This is a genomic window from Actinomadura sp. 9N407, assembly GCF_044326315.1.
GTDB lineage: Bacteria > Actinomycetota > Actinomycetes > Streptosporangiales > Streptosporangiaceae > Spirillospora.
The window spans coordinates 94,947-113,504 of sequence record NZ_JBIRAW010000019.1 but is presented as its reverse complement, the minus strand read 5'-3'; the positions used below and the strand labels follow the sequence as shown (position 1 = coordinate 113,504).

Genomic DNA, 18,558 nt, shown 5'->3' with positions numbered 1-18,558 from the left:
GTCAGCCCCTCCTGGCCGTCACGACCAGCGCGACCAGCCCGGCCGCGGCCTGCCTGGCCACCGCAACGCTGTCGCCCTCGGCCACCAGCAACGACACCGTCACCGTGCCCTCGGTCGTCGGTTCCCCGACCTGATCGACGACCCCCGCAACATCCTGTGGAGCCGCACCCGCGGCCGAGGCGCCAGCCTGACCTGCGCTCTGGCCCTGCGCACCCGGAGTGGATACCACCCGCACCTGCCAGCCCGGCGCCAACCCCGGCGGTACCTCACCCACCTTCAGCGGAACGGTCACCAGCGCCTGACCCGCCGCCGGGCTGACCTCAGCCGTGACCTGCGACGCGGTCAGCAACGTCCCCGTTCGCAGCCCGACCGCCGCTCTACGCCCGACGACCTCACCCAGCTGGCGCCCCGGGACCGTCTGAACGGATCCGTCCACCGCCACCCGGGCCACATCCACATCCGCGCGCGAGATCGGCTGCCCTACCGGTACATCACGCGCCACCCGCACCACCGACACCCGCTCACCAGAACTCTGGAACAGATACACGTTCGTCAGCACCGCCAGCGCCATCAGCATCACCCCAGCCGCGATCCACCCAGGACGCCGCTGCCGCGCCAACCGCCCCGACACCGGCCGAACAGCCCCACTCCCATCCCGCGCCGGCCTGGGCTTGGGCAGCGTCTTCCCGGTCATCGCACTCCTCACCCTCACCTGTACAAGCCCTGCGCCTCAGCTACCCGCACCGGGAAACTCGTTGAACGGCTCAACGGCGGTAGCGAACCTCCCGCCCCACCAGAACCGGTCCAGGTACCGCCCCACACCACCGACACCCGCACCCGATAAGCGCCACCCCGCTGCCCCGCCGACGACCGCGTAAAGGTGTGCGAACACTCCGTCCGCTGCACCGACGCAGGCCGCGACGGGACATAGGCGGTGCCGGGCCCAGAACATCGACTGGCTCTCTGCCCGTTGCCCGGCTTGATGGTCAGGCTCTGCGGCCTCGCGGTGACCTCGACCCACGCACCGCCCGCGTCAGCGCGATCGCTCAAAGGCCGCCAGTTCGTCACCCAGAACCAATGCGGCAATCCCACCAGACCCGCAGCACCACGCGGCGGAGCCGTACGCACCACCGGCGTAGGGATCGGCAACCGTTCCCAAACCGAAGCAGCCACCTGCGCTGGCGAAACCTTCGCCCCACGATTAGGCGCATCCTCTGCCGGACAGACCACCAAGGTCGCCCAGAGATTTCCTGGACTACAAACATCAGCCAGCGCAGGAACTTCAGCCGCACCACCCGCGTTCACAGGACGGCTCGGCTCGCTCTGGATCACCTGAGGCTGTCCCTTCCCTTCAACTCCAAAGGAGTAACCGTCCATGCCACCGGTAGGCGGAATTGGATCTCGTTGAGGATGTGTGGTTCCCTGGAATTGGCTGACGAGTTGGCTGATGAGAACGGTGGCGACAGTAACGTTCACTGCTCAACAGCCTTCGCCGAGCTCGATGAACTTACTTACTCGCCAGTGCCCGTCGGCACCTTTTTCCATGAGTGCCTGGGTGTTTCGTTCTTTGAAGCCCCGATTGATCTTCTTGCGAGTCTCTGTATTCAGGAGCCCCGCCCTGCTGGCATCCTGGCAATCTCGTACCGTTGCTTTGGAACCATCAACCTGAACATCTTTGATTCGAATTACCACCGAGCCGTATGTCGCCAAGTGATCATCCCGATGTTGCTCGATGACTTTTAGTACTCGGGAAAGCTGAGGGTCGACCATATAAGTAGAAAGTTCTCGCTTGCGCGTTGCTTCGGGCAGTGTGTCTGCGCGCTCCAGTGTTTTTACAAACTTAAGGTACGAATCTTTGACTGCCTCGCTATCCGAGGAGGACTTCGAAGGCGACTGTGGTCCGGGCTCGGCTGGAAGATTGGCCTTGGCTGGTTCTCCACTGCAGCCCATGGCGAACAGGGCAACGCATGCGATACCTGCTGTCGCGCTGGCGGGGGTGAGATGCGTGTGCCTGGCCAGTCGCCTGCTGGTTGGACTCAAACCAAGCTCCTCAAGGACTTGATCGTCAGAGGTGGAGAAGTGTGATCGCACCTCGGCGTCACCTGCAGCGGGGATGCGTGCGATGTTAGGCGCGCGCAACCGGCTCCGCTGCGCCTTTGACTGGCTGCAGGGTAAATCCCTGTACATGTGAGGTCAGTCTGTCGCCACAGTCATTCCGCTATGTCCCGTACGGTTATTTCTAGAGCCTGAAGTAGGATATTAATTGCCGCTTCTAGCTGATTTGTGGTGAGTTGGCCGGATCTCGGCTTGCTTCCATTGATCGGGTCAGCCCGCAGGAAGTGGGCCGACCCGGTCCATGGCTGGTTGAGCTGCGGCTCTCGGTGCGTTGGGCCGGTTGGTCAACAGGGCGACGACGCGAAAAGTGTCCCGTTCCGAATCGCGGCGACCAGGCGTGACTCCGCCTCCCTGCGCTGCCTGTAGAGCCGGTCGGATGAGATGCCTTGTTCGCGGGCGATGTCTCGTACGGACGCCGCGTCCAGGCGCGTCGCGATGATCAATGAGGCAGCGGCCGGAGTGATGATCTCCCTGCGTACGGCGTCCAGAAGGAGGAGTACCGGATCGGTGTCCTTGTTGACGTGGGGAGCGGAGCTCAGCTCCCAGGGGTCGCGGGGCAGGTGACGGGCTTCCCACCCGAGAGCCCGGAGTGCGCCCTTTCGCGCCCACAGCATCAGGCGAGCGGAGATGTTCGGCCGCGTGGTGTCGATGCGCGCCAGCTGGGCGACGAACTCGGTGAGCAGCTCCGACACGATGTCGTCGGCGAATCGCGTGGGGCTGGAACGGATCAGCCGGGCAGCGATGTTCTTCAGGCCCGGCATCGCCACCCCGACGCAGCCGATGACCCAAGCCGGGTCGCCTGTACGTGCGCGGGCGATCAGCTCTACCCAGGCGGCGTCCTTGAGGGCATCGGTCGCGGTGCGGTCGAGCAGAAGGCTCAGCAGTTCCCCGAGGTCGATCTGGCGGGGTGGAAGCCCATGGCCCAGCTTCCTGCCATCGACCGCGAGCGGACTCGGCCCAGTGATCAAAAACCTGAAGGATCTCGCGGCAACGTCCAGAGCGTTGCCCGGCTGCGCGCCGGCGCGCCGTGCCTGAGCTGCTTTCGTGCCGGTCTCGTCGGCGACCTGGTTGAACGACATGACGACCCCCGAAGCGTCGTGGCGGGTGGTGCCGCCAGGTATCCGCCACGGCGCAGGCACTTCATGAGCACTACTTAGGCGGGGGAGGCTGCCCACGGTGCGTCGAGAAGCTGTCAGTATTGCCTCTGACCTGCGAAAACGCTGCCCATGACCCTGCTTGAGTGGGCGACGGTAAAGGAGGGGTGGGTGCCCAGATCCGTCCTGGCCTCCTCGTATGAGCGAGCTGGCGGAAGCAGGTAACGATCTCGCAATCCGTACTGGCCATCGCGCTCGCTGTGACTCGCCACGTTGGTTGTCACACGGATGGTGCTCTGACATGCGGTACGGGCTGACCGTTCGCCAGGATGGTTGTCACCGATTGCTCAAGATTCTTGTCACTTGGGCGTTGTTCGCAATCGACTTGTCACTCACGGTCTGGTCCGATTCGTGTACTTCGGACCTGATCGAAGTCTGAGTCTGGAGACAGGTGCAAGTGGCCGCGCTACCTGTCGAGCAGGGCCTGTGCCCACAGCTCTTGCTGATCCTCGATGTACTCAGCATGGTCACGCCAAGTGTCGCCATGTCCTTTGCTGCCAGAGCGTCTCCCAGGGCTGATTGCCGACAACCCGAGTCGTTGGCCCGGTGATCACGCATCCAGAGGTAGACGTCACCGCTCGTAGTCTGCAGCCTCAGGTTGGAATGGGCTCAGTGAGCTGCCCAGCGGATTATCTGCTGGGCAGTACCGGCATGATGGAGGAATGAGAATCTCGTACTACAGCGCTGGAGACCAGATTCCGCCACCTGGACTCGTCGCTGCTTGGTACAAGATCGGAGATGTGGCGACGGAAAGGGCGCCTTTCTGGGCCGCTCATTGGATCGCCGACGGGTTGGACGGAGACGCTCTCGCGATCTTGGCTGGGATGGACGGGTCCGATCCCCATGAAGTCAGAGACGTCATGGCCGCTGCCCTCGCCGATACCCGGACTGCGATCCCACACGAGATCTCCGACGCCGTCACGATCGTCTATCGGGACTTGGCACGGCTTCACCTCGCCGACGAGATCAGTGCCCGAGAGCTGATTTTCAAAATCGCAGAACTCATCGAGACCGGACACCACGCCGGCGACTACCTCGACCAACCGCTGGGCGTCGCCAACGGCCTCGACTACGAATGGACCTGCGATCACTGCCGCACTCCAGAGGAGCTGGCAACCGTCGTCCACGACGCATGCCTCGCCCAGATCGGCCAGCAGCCGGACCCTCACCCGCCAGTTGAGAGCTCGGAGAATCCTCCGGTTCCCACGAGCCCAAGGGTCCAGAACAACCAAGAAAGCTGAACGACCTCCAGTTCACCCTGAGGAACCTTCAGTTCGCGTGAACCCTGGGGCTCCTAATTAGGCCCTCCGCCGCCGAACGTGTCCCCAGCCCCAAAGTAGGAAGTGATCTTGGGTAGCGTCCTCGTGAGGGTGTAGGGATTAGGTCTAATCCCTACACCCCGTCGTGAAGCCCGTCCGGGCCTCGAAGGTCATCGGGGATTCCTGGGAGGCTTGTGGAGGAGGCGTTCGAGGCGGGCGGCGGTCTGGCGGTATCGGCTGACGGGGACGAGGTGGACGCCGTCGAAGGCGCCGCTGTCGCGGATGGCCAGGACGTGGTCGCAGGCGGCGGCGATGCCGACGTCGGGGTCGGCTTCCACGGCTTGGACGAGTGCGTCGGGGATCGTGATGTCGGGGATGGTGGCGGCGAGGTTGCGGGCCATGGTCGCGCTGGCCAGGACCATCACTCCGGCGTAGACGGGTGCGTTGATGGTGATGGTCTCGCGCCAGCGCAGCAGGTCGTCGAGGCTGTAGCTGACCTGGGCGAACACGAAGTCGGCCTGCTGCTTCCAGGCGGGCAGTGGCCGCATGCCGGAGGCGACGCCGATCTGGAACTCCGGATGCCCGGTGAAGACGGGATCGGAGGTCGCGGCGCGGGCTTGGTCGAGCATGGACCGCACGGTGAGTTCGCCGGTGCGATTGCCGGAGGCGGGCTTGTCGCCGTAGACGAACAGGAACCGCTGGACACCGTAGGCGGCGGCGGTCAGCAGATCCCGTTGAAAGCCGAGCAGGTTGCGGTCGCGGGCGTTCAGGCAGGCGATCCCGGTCGCTCCCATCGCCTGCACCTCGTGGGCGACCGCCACGCTCGACACCGTCGCCCGCCCGATGTGGTTGTCGGGGATCAGAAACGCGTCCGCGACGGCGTCCAGTACCCCGATCTGGTGTCGTACCCGCCGAAGATCCGGTCGGGTCGGCGGCTCGATCTCACACACCACCTCGAACCCACGTGTCATGCCCCTCACCCTAGACGGCCGACCACCGGGACCGTAGAGCCATGATCAATCTCAGCGCCATCGGTTGTCCGCAGGTTCCTCAACCCCGTAACTGGCGGCTGGGGACACATTCGGGAGCGGAGGGCCGAGTAGCGTTCGCCGCCGGCGACGAAACCCCGCCCCGGGCTCCCCCGGGCGCGGGGTTTCCTCACGCCCGGCCCCGGCATGGACTGCCTGCTCCCGCATCTCCCTCGCGCGCGCCCGCGCGTGAGAGTGCCGCAGATGTGGCAAAACCCCACTCGGGCGTGCCGGGCCGGTCACCATCCGTGCTGATCCTGCTGTCCCGGCTCAACCAACCCCAGATGTAAGCCCGGAACGCTGAACTACCCGGAATCAGATAGGGCGATCCGGTCAGACGAAGGGGGGCTCGTTGAACCTGATGCGGGTGGACACATCAGAACGGGGGGTCGTCGCTGAAACCGCCGCCGCCGGAACCTGGCCTCGAAGAGGGAGGCGGGGGCGTGGGAGGAAGAGTCCGGGGTGCGTCAGGCTCGGCTTCCAGTGCCTCGTCCCAGAGCCGCTTGATGTAGTCGCGGTGGCTTTCGACCATATGTTCCCACTGGTCCGCGTCCGCCTCTGGGTCGATCTTGCTCAGCTCGCAGAACACCTGCAGGACGGCGTTCACCCGGTTCCAGTCATGGGGAACCACCAGTCCGCGCAGGATTCGGCGGATGGTCTCCTGGCTGGCCGTGATGTTATTCAGGTCTTGGCGGCCTTCGATCAGCTTGCTGATCTCTCGCAAGGCGGGGCGGCCGGCTGACCGGTAGTACAGGCGCAGTGCTACGACGAACGTGCGCGTCGGTCCTTCGGGCAACTCGTCCTTGGACGGCATCTGGATGATCCGCGCCATAAAGCTTCCTCGCCTCGCCTCGTATGACCCGCTTTGTCACACGAAGCCTAGGGATGCCAACCCCTGTCACGTGGCATCTCTTGTAAACGCACCTGTGTCACGCGGGTGTCAACCTTTTGACCAGCCGTTTCACGATTCGACGCCCTATAACGAACGCTCTGAAGGTGCCTCAGGCTGGTGCTTACGGGTCGCACTCACGCGGCTCGTCCTCATCGAGGAAGCCGATGCCGGGCCCTGTACGGATCTGCGGTCACGCAGGGCCCGGCGCCGAACAGGAGGACGAAGTCCATGTCTGAATCCGCCTCCAAGCTCGATCCTGCCCGCCGGCGGTGGCGGTGTCACCTCACCGGCTGGGGACTGGTCGTCCTGGCCGTCACCGCGACCGTGGCTGTGGTCCTGTGGGCGCCGCCGGCGCGCACCACGCCCTTGGTGGCGTTGCTGGGCGTGATCGTGACCGCCGTTGTCGGGTGGCGTGGTTCGAACCGCCGTTAGTGCTTGAGGCCGGGGGCGGGAACCCCGCTGGGAGTTCCCGCCCCCGCGCGAGCTCGACACTCCCGTCGCCAACTTCAACGGGGCGGAAACGAGGTTTGCCTGTTGTGGCCATCGGGGGGCGTACCCGGGCCGGATGGTCGTTGACTGGTCGGCTGTGACAGCACGGGTGAGGCACGGGGCGGAGTCGGTACGGCGGCGCTGGAGGAAAGGCCGCATCCGGGTCCGCCAGCGGGTGCGGCGGCGGGGGTGGTCGCTGGCGGCCTTGTTCTGGATGGCCACCGCGGCCGCAGCGGCCGCGGCGGCGATCTGGTTCACCACCGGCTGGCTGCTGGACACCACCGGGCGGGTGCTCGATCGCGACCCGAAGGCGACCGGCGCCGACCGGGCCCGGGTGAAGGTCGAGGCGGTGCGCACCGGTCTGGCCGCCGGCGCCGGGGCTGGCGCGGCGGTCGGGTTGATGCTGGCCTTCCGCCGCCAGGCCCACGCCGAGCACGACACCGCCCAGACCCGGCTCACCGAGCTGTACAACGCCGCCGCCGAGCAGCTCGGCTCGGACAAGGCGCCGGTGCGGCTGACCGCGCTGTACACCCTGGAACGCCTGGCCAACGACAACCCGCGGCATCAGCAGACCATCGTCAACATCATCTGCGCCTACCTGCGGATGCCCTACACCCCGCCGCCCCGCCCCGACGACGCCGACGACGGCGAGGACGAGCGGGCGCAGCGCGAGCAGGCCCGGCGGCACACCATCCGGTACCGCTCCGCCCGCGCCGGCCAGCCCGCCCCCCTCGAACCGGCCGACCCGCCCGCCCCCGACCCGCACGAGGAACTCCAGGTCCGCCTCACCGCCCAGCGCCTGCTGACCACCCACCTGCACCGCGACGCTTCCCTGCGCTGGCGCGGCATCGCCCTGGACCTGACCGGCGCCACCCTCACCGACCTCGACCTCAACCTCTGCTCCATCGACCGCGCCGACTTCACCGGAGCAACCTTCGCTGGTGACGCCGGATTCAACGGGGTGTCCTTTGCTGGACCCGCCCAGTTCGCCGGAGCGTCCTTCGCGGGGACTCTCGAGTTCGAGGGGGCGTCCTTCGCCGGGGGCGCCGGGTTCGAGGGGGCGTCCTTCGCCGGGCATGCTTGGTTCGGTATGGCGTCCTTTGTCGGGGGCGCCGGGTTCGAGAAGGCATCCTTCGCCGGGGGCGCCGCGTTCGAGGGGGCATCCTTCGCCGGGCATGCTTGGTTCGGTATGGCGTCCTTCGCCGACGGCGCCAGGTTCGAGGGGGCATCCTTCGCCGGGCACGCCGCATTCTATGGGGCGTCCTTCGCCGGGGATGCCAGGTTCGGGGGGGCGTCCTTCGCCGGGCGCGTCGAATTCGCATGGGCCACCGTGGCGGAGGCTGGCGGAGAGCATGTGCTGCCGGCGGGGTGGCGGATCGAGCTGGCCGAGGGCGGCACGGGCCGGGTGGTGCCGGATCAGGCGGAGTCGGAGACCTGACCTCCGGGCGGACCGCTTCTCTGCCGAGGGGAGGTGGCTCCGCACTCTCGTGTTGGCCGCCGCCTCGCCCGCGAGTAGGGACCGTCTCAGTTATCTCGAAGTCCCCAGTGGGTGTGACGGCGCGATCACCGGCGGTGCCGATCCCGAGTGCTCGGGCGGGCTCGTTTCCGGCCTCGCCGGTCTCACATGATGCTGATTATGTGAGCTCATCAAGGGGGCGTGCGGACCCGCCCGTGGCATCAGCCGCACACGAGCCAGGAGGTTGCCGCCCCCATGGACGAACTGTCCCCCACCGCGATCGTCCGGCCCGCCTACCCCGCCTAGCCGCCCGGCCCGGGGTCCCGGGACTGTCGCATGAGGCCGCCCGTTCAACCTCGCTGGTAGTTAGCGGCGGTGTCAGATGTCCTTCATGTGCCAGCGGTCGTGGGTCGTTTCGTTCTTCAGGGAGGTGAGGCGGCGGCCGAGTTCTCGTCGGGAGAACGGGTCGCCGGGGGCGTTTCGGATGTGGATGCCGATGGCGTAGAGGTCGCGGATCTGCATGAGGGATTCGTAGCCTGGCCAGTCGCGGAGGTCGTGGCCGTAGGCGGCGGCGAAGGTGTCGACGTCGGTGGGGGAGAGGCCGAAGCGGCGTTGGCCGTGGTAGCTGTGGATCAGGTCCCATTCGCGGGGGCCGATGGCGACGCTGTCCCAGTCGCTCAGGACGGCATGTCCGTTCTGGTGGCGGAGGAGGTTGTCGATCCAGGCGTCTGCGTGCACGAGGGCGGGGGGCGTGGTGAAGGGCAGTGCGTTCCAGGCGTCGGTGAGGTCGGCGATGCGTTCTCTCAGCCAGGACTGCTCGTTGGTATCGAGTACGCCGGGGTGCTGGTGGACGCTGGTGCGGACGCTGGCCAGTGGATCGGTCAGCGTGCGGACGGGGAACGGTGGCGCGGGGAAGCGGTGGAGGTCGCGGAGTATGCGGCCGAGTTCGCCGGTGCTCACGGGGACGTTTCCGGTCGGGATGTAGCGCCAGAAGGTCGCTGTGATGCCAGCGAGTGTCACGGGCTGGTCGGTGATCTCGTCGGCCGGGTGCACGGTGGGAAAGCCGCGTTCGGCGAGCCAGCGGGTGACCGCTAGTACTGCGGGGAGCCGGTCGGCGGCGTTGGGTGCCGTGGCGATTCGTACGATGATCGGCGCCTGGAGTTTGAAGACGGCGTTGCTGCGCAGCCGGAGCAATGTGGCGCCGGTCGGGTCCAGGCCGACGGTGCGGCATACCTGGTTGAGAACCGTATGGGCGCGTTGCGGGAGGTCGGTGGCACCGGTCAGCTGGTTAGGTATCGCGTTGATCGTGAATCCTTGATTGCCGGGAATGTGATGGCGACGTCTCCAGTGTCAGGGCTTCGTCAAGGCCTCGCAGCGCTCTTCCGCGGCAGCGGTCGGCTGGGATGGCTCTGCGTACGTCCCGGGCGCGTACGAAGACGATTGAGGTCCGCTGCTCGGGGGTCAGGGCCAGGAGGGTCTGTGTGGTGAGGTCGCAGGCGTCGTCTTCTCGGCCTCCGCGGGCCAGGCTGGTCGCTTGATCGAGTTTGATCAGCGTGGGATCGATGTTCGGGCTTCCCGCCGGGCAGAGGGTCAGTGCCCTTCTATGCACGTCGCTGGCTTGCCGGAGATCCGGGAGGTGTGCGTACGCGCCGCTCAGATACAGGTAGAGGCGCTGTTCGGAGAAGTGGAACGCCAGCCTGCCGGTGTTGATGTCCTTGATCTTGGGGAAGAGGCGCTGGGCTTGCGTGAGCGCGATGGTGGCGCCGGCTCGATCTCCCATGCGGGCGAGCGCGCGACCTTCGGCGGCTGCGGCGAGGGCGGTCGCTGAGCATGGGGTGTTGCGGGCGAGTGCCTGGGCTTCCCTGGCCAGGTGCACGACCTCGGCGAGATCCCCGTAGTAGTACGGCAGCATCGCTTCCTGGGCTCGGGCAAGCGCCCGCAGGCGTGGGTCGCCGGTGTCGTCGGCGGCGGTCTTGGCTGTGCTGTACCAGGCGCGCGCCTGCCGGATGTCGCCGAGCTTCATCAGCGCGTCGGCGCTGAGGATGGCGAGCGTGGCGGCCACGTGGGAGAGCCGGCACTGGATCGGCCCGGGTTGCCGCTGGGAGGCAAGGTTGCGGACGTCGCTGAACTCCAGCATGAGGCGGCACAGCATCACCAGAGGCGGGGTGGCGAGGTATTCACGGCGGCAGTGCAGGACCATCTCGTCGAGCCGGTCCATCTGGACCTCGGTGACCGTACCGGAGGCCAGGGTTCTGTCCATCTGCTGCCGGAGTTGTTCGACCTCGGCCAGGAGGAGGCCGCTCGGTATGTCCCTGGAGTCGGCGATCACGTCGTGGAACAGCGCTCGTCGCCTGGTCTCGCCGTCTCCGGGACTGGCGGTGCTGCTGGGCATGTGGAGTGCATCTGGGACGAGCAGTGGGATCTTTGCGGCGCTTGCCTGCGCGGTCAGCTGAGTACGGTCGGGGTGAACGACGACGACGTTGTTCGGGCCGTCGTCCTCGCAGTAGTCGGCGGCCAGTCCGAGCCGGACGGAGTTGGCTTTGTAGAGCCGGGCCAGCCGATCGATCGTTTCCGGCCGGGGACGTGCTCGGCCGTTCTCCCAGGCGTTGAGCAGATCGATGTTGGCTTGCGGTGGGTCCAGCTGCTCCCGTTCGCAGAGATCGATGAGGGCGTCAACGGCGACGCGAGCCGTCCAGCCGCGGGCGAGGCGTTGGGCCTTCAGTAGGCCGGCACCACAGCAGCCATGGATCGTCTGCACAAGCTGCCATGTTCCCCAGCCTTCGGCCTCGGCTCTTTTCCGCCACTTTCGAGCGCAGGCGGGTGGGTGCTCTCCGCGGGCCATCTCGCCCCTCCCTGCGATGTTCAGCGAGGTCAGTCAGCGCTGTCCATCAGCGTAGGTCCCTCTGGTCGGCGAGGAGATGGACGGGACGAATTCGGTTGCTTTTTCCGTTGATCGGCCGCGACTGCCGAAGGCATTTCCGTGCCTATTCCACGGAATCGCGGGTTCAGTGGAATCGCTGCGATTGGCGTTGCGCTGACTGTGCGTCACGCTCATGGCACCCAAACGAAGGCCCTGGCGGGCCCGACACCAGCCATGATCAGTGACACCCGGAGGTGTGGCCGTGACCGAGCCCGGCAGCTTCGCACTGCAACCAGCGGCTGAGCACGTTCACGTAGATCCCAAGACGCCGCTCGACGGGGAGAACATTCGCCTTCGCCCGGCAGCGGATCGTTCGGCGGAGCCACCCCTGGGCGGGAAGAGTGCCAGTGCGGGCACGTCCGGTCTGGACGCGTTCGCGGGGCGGATGGAACGGGAAGACCGGCTGGCCCGTGGAAGCAACGTGCCTTTCTTGTCTCGATCTGAGGCGGAGGGCAGGGCACTGTCCAGCGGGTGCGAGGGTGCATCGACTGACGAACGGCGTGAGTTCCTAGCCTCGCCGACGTCCGTAGCGGAGGCCCGTCGGTTCGTCGCGTCCACGGTCCGGCGGTGGGGTCTTCCGGGCGAGGTCGTCCAGAACGCCGTGCTCCTGGTCTCGGAGATGGTCACGAATTCGGTGGCGGCGGCTCCGTACGAGCGAATCACGGTGCACGTGTTCTGTGTCGTGGGCGGGTTCGCCGTGGAGGTGTGGGACCCGTCGCCGGAGATGCCAGCTCGACGTGAGCCCGAGATCAACTCGGCTGTGGCCTTCGATGCCGATGCCGATGCACCGGACCCGGGCGGATGGGGACTCAGCATCATCGCCGCCCTCGCGGAACGGTCCGGATATCGAAGAGAGCGCGGCGGAAAGACTGTGTTCGCGCTGCTCACGGTCGCCCTGTGAGCCTTCCTGGCTAGGACGCCCGTCCCGCAACGCCGTTATCGCGCTCGCGGGCTACCGACCTTCCTTGACCCTCCGGGACGGCGGTGATTCTCCGTTCGACCCACGTGTCCTGCTTTCCCGGAGGACCCACCACAACGGCGTGTGAGGAGGTGATCGTCACAGCGATTGCGAGCTGGGTGCACGGCGGGCCCCGCCCTCTGGGCGATGAGAGCGCGGGGCCCGCTCTCGCTGAGCACGGCGGCAGGCCGTGCCGATCAGGCTCTAGGAGGAGCCCATGACCATCATGTCCGAAGCTGCTTTGCCGATCGAGGTGGAGTTTCCCGAACCGTTCCACCCGGGGTGGAACAAGATCGACGGCGTCACCGCGGACGATCACAGGGTGCGCATCGACCCGGCGGCGTACTTCTTCCGGTACGAGAACCCGTCCTGGCTGGTGTGTGACTGGGACGGTGTGCGCTCTGGACTCTTGAACGCGACGGAGACCGAGCAGACCACGGTCGAGCAGATGGCGCTCGACCATGTCAGGGCCCATGGCCGCTCCACTCGCGATCCGGCCGAGGTCCTGGCGATCGCATGGAAGGTCACCGCCTACATCTTCCGTGCCGAGCACCTGTCCGAGCCCGGGCTGGCAGCGCTCGGCGTGCGGGCCGAGCATCTGCGGATGCTGCGCGAGGTCGGCACCCTGATGGCGCTCAACCGGGTCGAGCTGAACGGGCGGATCAGCAACGTCGGGCCGGCGTGGATGTTCCCCATCGCCTGCAAGGTCGTCTACGGCCTGGGGCACCAGGAAGCCCAGCTGGTGGACGAGCTCTACCACGGCACCTGGTTCGACGAGGCTCGCCGGGTGGAGGCGGTCAAGGCCAACGCCGCCCTGGGCGGCAAGCTGGTCCACGGCTGCCAGTCCCAGGCGGACATGCGCGGCGGCTGCGTGGTGCCGTTCGGCGTGGACCTCGCCGAGTTCCGCCGCGAGCTGCGAGGCTTCGGCGATGACTGGATCGAGCGAGTGGAAGCCTGTGGCCGCTAACGTCACAGGGCCCGAGGGGGCGGACTCGCTGTCCGCCCCTTACCGGGTTCTCTCCGCCATGCTCTTCTCCGCCGGACTCCGCGGCCAGGTCATCGGACGCGATCCCATCCACGTCTGGGAACTGTCGGCCGTCGAGCGGGTGCGATTGGACGACGGCACATCCGTGATTCTCAAGACCGCAGCGGCACCGTTCACCAAAGAGGCCAACATGATCCGTCATGTGGCCAAGCACGGAGTGCCGGTCCCTGCCCTGCTGATGTCGACCAAGCTCCTGGACGGGCAGCTCGCCATGCTGCTCGAAGACCTGGGCCCGATGCCCGAGCAGGACGCGCCAATGGACGTCGGTGCCCGGACGGCGGTTGCCGTTCACTCCTGCCCTGCACCGACCGGACTTCCGTTGCTCGATGCACGGGCGTTGGCCTCCCTGCCGGTCAAGGCCCTCACCTCGCTCGAATCGTTGCAGGCAAGCGGCCGGTGGACTGGCGCCTGCGACGTTCGGTCCCTGCTGGAGCAACTCGCCGACGTCGCTGATCGCCGCGCGGCCGGAGCCGACACTCCTCCCTACGGGCTCTGCCACAGCGAATTTCACCCCACGTCCCTGCACACCAGTCCTCACGGGATCAAGGTTCTGGACTGGGCGCGGGCCTTCGCCGGCCCTGGCCTGCTGGACCTGGCGTCGTGGGAGGACACCCCCAAGCCGCTGGACGTCGCCGCCATTGCCGAAATGATCGCCGCGTACGTCGCCGCAGGTGGCGCCGAGAGCGCCCAAGCGAAGCGCGGGGGTCTATCGGCCGCGGCCTGGGCCGGTGGGTGGCATCGCCTGTGGATCATCGAGTGGTATCTGCAGCAGTCCGTCAAGTGGATGCCCGATCCGGGACGGGACCAGGCGACACGGCGGGCGGTACGGCGGCACCTGCTGGAGGCGCTGCAATGCCTGCGGCAGTGATCAACGTTCATCCGTACGAGACGCTCACACTCCCCGACGGCGGACAGGCCGACATCGACCTGGACATGGTCCCTCTCGTACGTGCGCTCTGGACGCTCGGCCTGAGGACGGCTGGGTGCTGCCAGGACCTGGGGGAGTCGGTGATCGCCGAGCGGCGGCCGGAGGAGACAGGCCGTCGGCGCCATGCCGACTATCTGCTGGGCCGGGCCTGGCTGAAGATGCCGAGCCCGGACGCAATGTCCATGCTGAGCCTTCTCGCTGAACGTCCGCACTTCGCCGAACGGTTCGGACGTTGGACTCATCCCGATGCCTGGGATAATTACGTGTACCTGCTGCCTGGTGAGAACGGTACACAGCTCTCGCCGTGGGCACAGATCCACTTCCCCAAGCCGCAGCTCGCCGAGGTGATCGAAGCCTTGGCACATTAAAGGCACCTGGCCTCCCTGGGCAGCCCTTGTCCTGTGACAAGGGCTGCCCGATGTTTCCTTGGGTTTCCAAGGGAGCGGCTGCAGTAATGTCAAGAGGCTATGCCCATGGCCGATGCGCTCACCCAGATCACGAAATTCTCACTCGCTTCTTGTCTCCACCATCTCGACCTACTTTTGGTGCGTGGGGCTGGCGGGTCGGGGGCGTGACTTGACCCGGGTACGCGAGGTGGTTCTTGATTGGCTTTCCGGTCGGCCGCATCACCCAGGGGATGTCAGCGATGCCGGGCGGTGAAGACAAGAAAGGAATTCACGGAGATGACAAAAGGAAACTGGGCCATGTGCTCTCCGGCCGAGTGGCTGTGGGAGTCGGCGCCGATGCGGTGGCGGCGCACGTACGCGGGAAGGGCGGACCAGGTGACCGCGGCGCGGGTGTTCGCGGCGTCGCTGTTCGCCGGCACGGGGCGGGAGGACGATGTGGCGCTGGTGGTGGCCGAGCTGGCTAGCAACGCGGTCCTTCATACGCGGTCGGGGGAACCTGGCCGGGGCTGGTTCGGCCTGGAGGTCACACTGGCCGACGTCGCCTACATCGGGGTGACCGACCTGGGTGGGAGGTGCGTGCCGATCTTCCAGACCGACCGGCCCGGTTGCGAGCTGCGTGAGGGCGGGCGGGGCCTGCTGACGGTGTCCAAGCTGTCGATCGCGTGCGGCATGCACGGGTCCGCGCACTTCGGCCACACCGTCTGGGCCGATATGGCTTTGCAGAGCGGCGGGCATCAGGTCGCCGCTGTCGAGGTGGCGCCCGCGATGTAGTGAGGGCCCAGCCTGCTGGTATCAGGCTGGCCCCTCGAAGGCAGGATAGACGCCTTCCCGGCTGAGGTCCCGTCCGCAAGTCCCCGTCGTGGGCAGCGGGCGGGACCTCCCGCATGCCGCGGAAGCGTCGCCAAGGCCCACTCGGTCCTCTCTGGAGGCGCCGCGGCCTGCGGGGGAGCGGTGGATGCGGCCGGTGGGTGTCTTCTCGGTCTTCTGTTCGGTGTTCTCTTCGGGGTTCTTCTCGGTCTTCTGTCTATGACCGGAAGGGGTGGCCCGGCCGGTCTGCGCTGGTGGGCGGCGTTCTGCGTATTCCGTTCGTGGGCCCGACTCGTCACCAGGACGACTCCTGGTAATAGTGCGGGTGTGTGGTGTGTAGCCGGTCCGGTCTCTTTATGGCTGTGTCCCTTGGTGTCTACATCCCCTGTCTAGCAATTCACTCTTCCTGTGCCGGCGGCCGGCTCCCTGTCCCGGCCTTGGTGTGAGGCTCTGGCCCGTCACCGGCGCGCGAGGTGCGAGGTCCTACGTCCACGGGCACCGAAAAGGCGCCACGCACCCTTTTCGACCGGCGCGCGACGCCAGAGGCGAAACGCGAAAGAGGCATTGCCACCCCGTGTGATTGGCCGCCCCCGGCTATCGGTGGCCGTCCGTAGTTTACGGCCGCTTGGGTTTATGGCCGAATGGGTGCGGACGGTTAGGTGGTTCAGCCGTTGAGGTGAATAAAAAAGCGGCCGAAGGTGCTTGCCTAGCGGTGTGTTATCGAGAAATCGTCGAACTGTCGATGAACGGAACGGCACCGAAATAGCGGCCGCCGCAACCAACAAACGGGGAGCAGGAAATGGCATCGAATAGCACCACCGCGAACACCGCCAACGGAAACCGCATCACGGGCGCCGACGGCGCCGCGAACGGCGCGACCACTAATACGGGGACGGGGCGCCCGTCCGGCGCCGCTGCGGACGTTTGGGACGCGCTGACGGCCACCCCCGGTGCCACGGTCGGGGCGATAGCGGAAACGGCCGAGGTCAGCCGCGCTACGGCCGCGCGCATGCTGACCACCCTGGAACACCAGGGCCGCGCCGTACGGACGCGCGGCGGGCGGGACGGCGGCAAGCGCCTACCGGACGTCTGGCACCCGATCACACCCGCCACCGACATCACCGCCACCGCCACCACCGAGCCCGACGCGGTCACCGCGCCCGCCGACACCCCCGCCACCGACCCCACCGATACGCCCGCCACGGACACGCCCGCCACGGACGCCGAGCCGCAGGACGCGCCCCCATCCGCGCCCGTGGGCAACGGCGGGGACGGCGGTACGGACGGCGGGGACGCGGACGGCGACGCGTCGGGGCTGGATCCGGCGGCGGTCGCCGAGGCCCGTGACGCGCTGACGGTGTTGGGTGCGGCGATCGCTGACGCGTTGACGGCGCTGGAGGGCGGGGATGGGGCGGCGGCGCTGGCGGCGGTCGAGGCCGTCTATGGCGGGTCGGGGAAAACGCGGCGGCTGGTGCGTGCGGCGGCGAACGGTCGGCCGCGTAACGCCTCGGGTGACCCGCGTTCGCAGCCGGGGGAGATGCGCGCGAAGGTCGCCGCGCACCTGGCGGCGCATCCCGGCGCCGGGTTCACTCCGCACGAGGTCGCCAAGGTCATCGGGCATTCGGCCGGTGCGGTGTCCAACGCCCTGGACCGCCTAGTGGACAAGGGCCGCGCCGAGTTGGTGTGTGAACGGCCCCGCCGGTTCACCACCGTTCCCGCCGCCGAGGGCGCGCGCCCTATGGCGGACGCCGCGCACTGACCTCCGCCGTCATAGGGGCGGGCCCTGCTATCGGCCCGCCCCGGCGCGACCGCCCCACCCAACCCGCAACGCAACGCGAGGAGAAGATCGTCGTGACCCTTGTCGGATCCAAGCCCGTGACCGTGACCGTGCCCGCTTCGAGCCCGCGTTTGGGGCAGGGTGAGTTGCGCCGCCGGGTCGCCGCGTGGCTGGACGCCCACCCGGGGGATGCGTTCACCCCGGGCGAGATCGCCAAAGTTCTCGGCCGGTCGGCCGGTGCGATCGGTAACGCGCTGGCGGCGTTGACCGGTCAGGGGCAGGCCGAACAGGTGTCGAACGGGCCGCGCCGCTACCGTGCGAACGCCTACACCGCCGAGGCCGCCAAACCCACCGCCGCGCCGACACGGAAGCCGCGCGCAACGCCACCGGCGTCGCGCCCCACGCCCGCACCGGCGCCGACGACGGCGCCTGCCGCGCCGACCGCCGCCCCGGCCCCGGCCCCTGCGCCGGGTGCCGGGGTAGGGGCGGTGGTGCGGCCGAACGGGCAGGTTTACCACCCCCGGCGGTTGGCGGACCTGCCGGACGTGGCCGCGTTGCGGCGGTTGCGGGACGCCTCGATTCCGGCGCTGCTGTACGGGCCGCCCGGGACCGGGAAGACGTCCCTGATCGAGGCCGCGTTCCCCGATCTGATCACCGTTGCCGGGGACGGTGACACCGCCGTCGCCGATTTCATCGGCGAGTACACCCAGGCGCCCGGCGGCGGCTACGAATTCATCTACGGGCCGCTGGTCACCGCGATGACCGAGGGCCGCGCCCTTCTCATCGACGACGCCACGTTGATCTCGCCCAAGGTGCTGGCGGTGGTGTATCCCGCGATGGACGGGCGGCGCCAGATCACGGTGAAGGCCCACAAGGGCGAGACGATCACCGCCGCACCCGGGTTCTATGTGGTCGCCGGTCACAACCCCGGCGTTCATGGGGCGGTGCTGACCGAGGCGCTGGCGTCCCGGTTCGCCGCGCAGATCCGGGTGTCCACCGACTACGACCTCGCGCGCACGCTGAACATCGACCACCGCGCGGTGCGGGTGGCGCGCAACCTGGCCCGCCGCGTGGAGTCGGGCGAGATCGGGTGGGCGCCGCAACTACGCGAACTGATCGCCTTTCAGAAGATCGCCGGTGTCCTGGGCGCCGAGGTCGCGGTGTCCAACCTGCTGGGAATCGCGCCCGAAGAAGACCGCGACGTGGTCGCCGAGGTCGTGTCCGCCGTCTACGGCCGCCCGGTCGCCCCGCTGGCCCTCGGCCGCCAAATCTGACCCGCCCCGCGCCCGCACACCCGTACCGCACCCGCACCCGCACGCGCCC

17 protein-coding genes are annotated in these 18,558 nt (G+C 67.6%); 10 read left to right on the top strand and 7 right to left on the bottom strand.

Features of this window, described 5'->3' with window-relative positions:
- Position 1 precedes the first annotated feature (1 nt).
- From ACH34Q_RS27620 to ACH34Q_RS27610, 3 genes are all read right to left on the bottom strand, one after another.
- The gene (locus ACH34Q_RS27620) at positions 2–577 is read right to left on the bottom strand and encodes an SAF domain-containing protein (protein WP_395985988.1); all 576 of its coding nucleotides are present in this window, start codon (positions 575–577) and stop codon (positions 2–4) included.
- A 902-nt stretch (positions 578–1,479) separates the two neighbouring features.
- Positions 1,480–2,040, bottom strand: a complete 561-nt coding sequence (locus tag ACH34Q_RS27615) for a hypothetical protein (protein WP_395985987.1) — start codon at positions 2,038–2,040, stop codon at positions 1,480–1,482.
- 359 nt (positions 2,041–2,399) lie between these two features.
- A complete protein-coding gene (locus tag ACH34Q_RS27610) occupies positions 2,400–3,290 on the bottom strand; it encodes a hypothetical protein (RefSeq protein ID WP_395985986.1) in 891 nt (296 codons plus the stop codon).
- Positions 3,291–3,931: 641 nt separating this feature from the next.
- Between ACH34Q_RS27610 and ACH34Q_RS27605 the strand changes: the two genes are divergently transcribed.
- Positions 3,932–4,510, top strand: coding sequence for a hypothetical protein (locus ACH34Q_RS27605; RefSeq protein WP_395985985.1), 579 nt, complete (start codon positions 3,932–3,934; stop codon positions 4,508–4,510).
- Positions 4,511–4,698: 188 nt separating this feature from the next.
- On the opposite strand, the gene ACH34Q_RS27600 is transcribed toward ACH34Q_RS27605, so the two are convergent.
- The gene (locus tag ACH34Q_RS27600) at positions 4,699–5,499 is read right to left on the bottom strand and encodes a methylenetetrahydrofolate reductase (protein ID WP_395985984.1); all 801 of its coding nucleotides are present in this window, start codon (positions 5,497–5,499) and stop codon (positions 4,699–4,701) included.
- Between the two features lie 433 nt (positions 5,500–5,932).
- The gene (locus tag ACH34Q_RS27595) at positions 5,933–6,388 is read right to left on the bottom strand and encodes a hypothetical protein (protein WP_395985983.1); all 456 of its coding nucleotides are present in this window, start codon (positions 6,386–6,388) and stop codon (positions 5,933–5,935) included.
- A 288-nt stretch (positions 6,389–6,676) separates the two neighbouring features.
- Here ACH34Q_RS27595 and ACH34Q_RS27590 point away from each other — a divergent pair, with 288 nt between their 5' ends.
- Both ACH34Q_RS27590 and ACH34Q_RS27585 read left to right on the top strand, forming a co-directional pair.
- Complete coding sequence (locus tag ACH34Q_RS27590; RefSeq protein WP_395985982.1) at positions 6,677–6,880, top strand: hypothetical protein; 204 nt, start codon at positions 6,677–6,679, stop codon at positions 6,878–6,880.
- 154 nt (positions 6,881–7,034) lie between these two features.
- Positions 7,035–8,375 carry a pentapeptide repeat-containing protein gene (locus ACH34Q_RS27585; RefSeq protein WP_395985981.1) on the top strand — a complete coding sequence of 447 codons (1,341 nt, stop codon included), beginning with the start codon at positions 7,035–7,037 and terminating at the stop codon, positions 8,373–8,375.
- 396 nt (positions 8,376–8,771) lie between these two features.
- Here the strand turns inward: ACH34Q_RS27585 and ACH34Q_RS27580 are convergent, their stop codons facing one another.
- Both ACH34Q_RS27580 and ACH34Q_RS27575 read right to left on the bottom strand, forming a co-directional pair.
- The gene (locus ACH34Q_RS27580; RefSeq protein WP_395985980.1) at positions 8,772–9,587 is read right to left on the bottom strand and encodes an aminoglycoside phosphotransferase family protein; all 816 of its coding nucleotides are present in this window, start codon (positions 9,585–9,587) and stop codon (positions 8,772–8,774) included.
- Between the two features lie 94 nt (positions 9,588–9,681).
- Entirely contained in the window at positions 9,682–11,151 is a 1,470-nt protein-coding gene (locus ACH34Q_RS27575) for a helix-turn-helix domain-containing protein (protein WP_395985979.1), read from the bottom strand.
- A gap of 364 nt (positions 11,152–11,515) precedes the next feature.
- Here ACH34Q_RS27575 and ACH34Q_RS27570 point away from each other — a divergent pair, with 364 nt between their 5' ends.
- From ACH34Q_RS27570 to ACH34Q_RS27540, 7 genes are all read left to right on the top strand, one after another.
- On the top strand, positions 11,516–12,214 hold the full coding sequence (locus tag ACH34Q_RS27570) for an ATP-binding protein (RefSeq protein WP_395985978.1): 699 nt from the start codon (positions 11,516–11,518) through the stop codon (positions 12,212–12,214).
- 274 nt (positions 12,215–12,488) lie between these two features.
- A complete protein-coding gene (locus ACH34Q_RS27565) occupies positions 12,489–13,238 on the top strand; it encodes a hypothetical protein (protein ID WP_395985977.1) in 750 nt (249 codons plus the stop codon).
- A 58-nt stretch (positions 13,239–13,296) separates the two neighbouring features.
- Positions 13,297–14,184, top strand: coding sequence for a phosphotransferase (locus ACH34Q_RS27560; RefSeq protein WP_395985976.1), 888 nt, complete (start codon positions 13,297–13,299; stop codon positions 14,182–14,184).
- Positions 14,169–14,612: a hypothetical protein gene (locus ACH34Q_RS27555; RefSeq protein ID WP_395985975.1), complete on the top strand. Its 444-nt coding sequence runs from the start codon at positions 14,169–14,171 to the stop codon at positions 14,610–14,612. The genes ACH34Q_RS27560 and ACH34Q_RS27555 overlap by 16 nt, the downstream gene beginning before the upstream one ends.
- A gap of 315 nt (positions 14,613–14,927) precedes the next feature.
- A complete protein-coding gene (locus ACH34Q_RS27550; protein ID WP_395985974.1) occupies positions 14,928–15,422 on the top strand; it encodes an ATP-binding protein in 495 nt (164 codons plus the stop codon).
- 835 nt (positions 15,423–16,257) lie between these two features.
- Positions 16,258–17,217: a MarR family transcriptional regulator gene (locus ACH34Q_RS27545; RefSeq protein ID WP_395985973.1), complete on the top strand. Its 960-nt coding sequence runs from the start codon at positions 16,258–16,260 to the stop codon at positions 17,215–17,217.
- Positions 17,218–17,309: 92 nt separating this feature from the next.
- Complete coding sequence (locus tag ACH34Q_RS27540) at positions 17,310–18,509, top strand: AAA family ATPase (RefSeq protein WP_395985972.1); 1,200 nt, start codon at positions 17,310–17,312, stop codon at positions 18,507–18,509.
- Positions 18,510–18,558 lie beyond the last annotated feature (49 nt).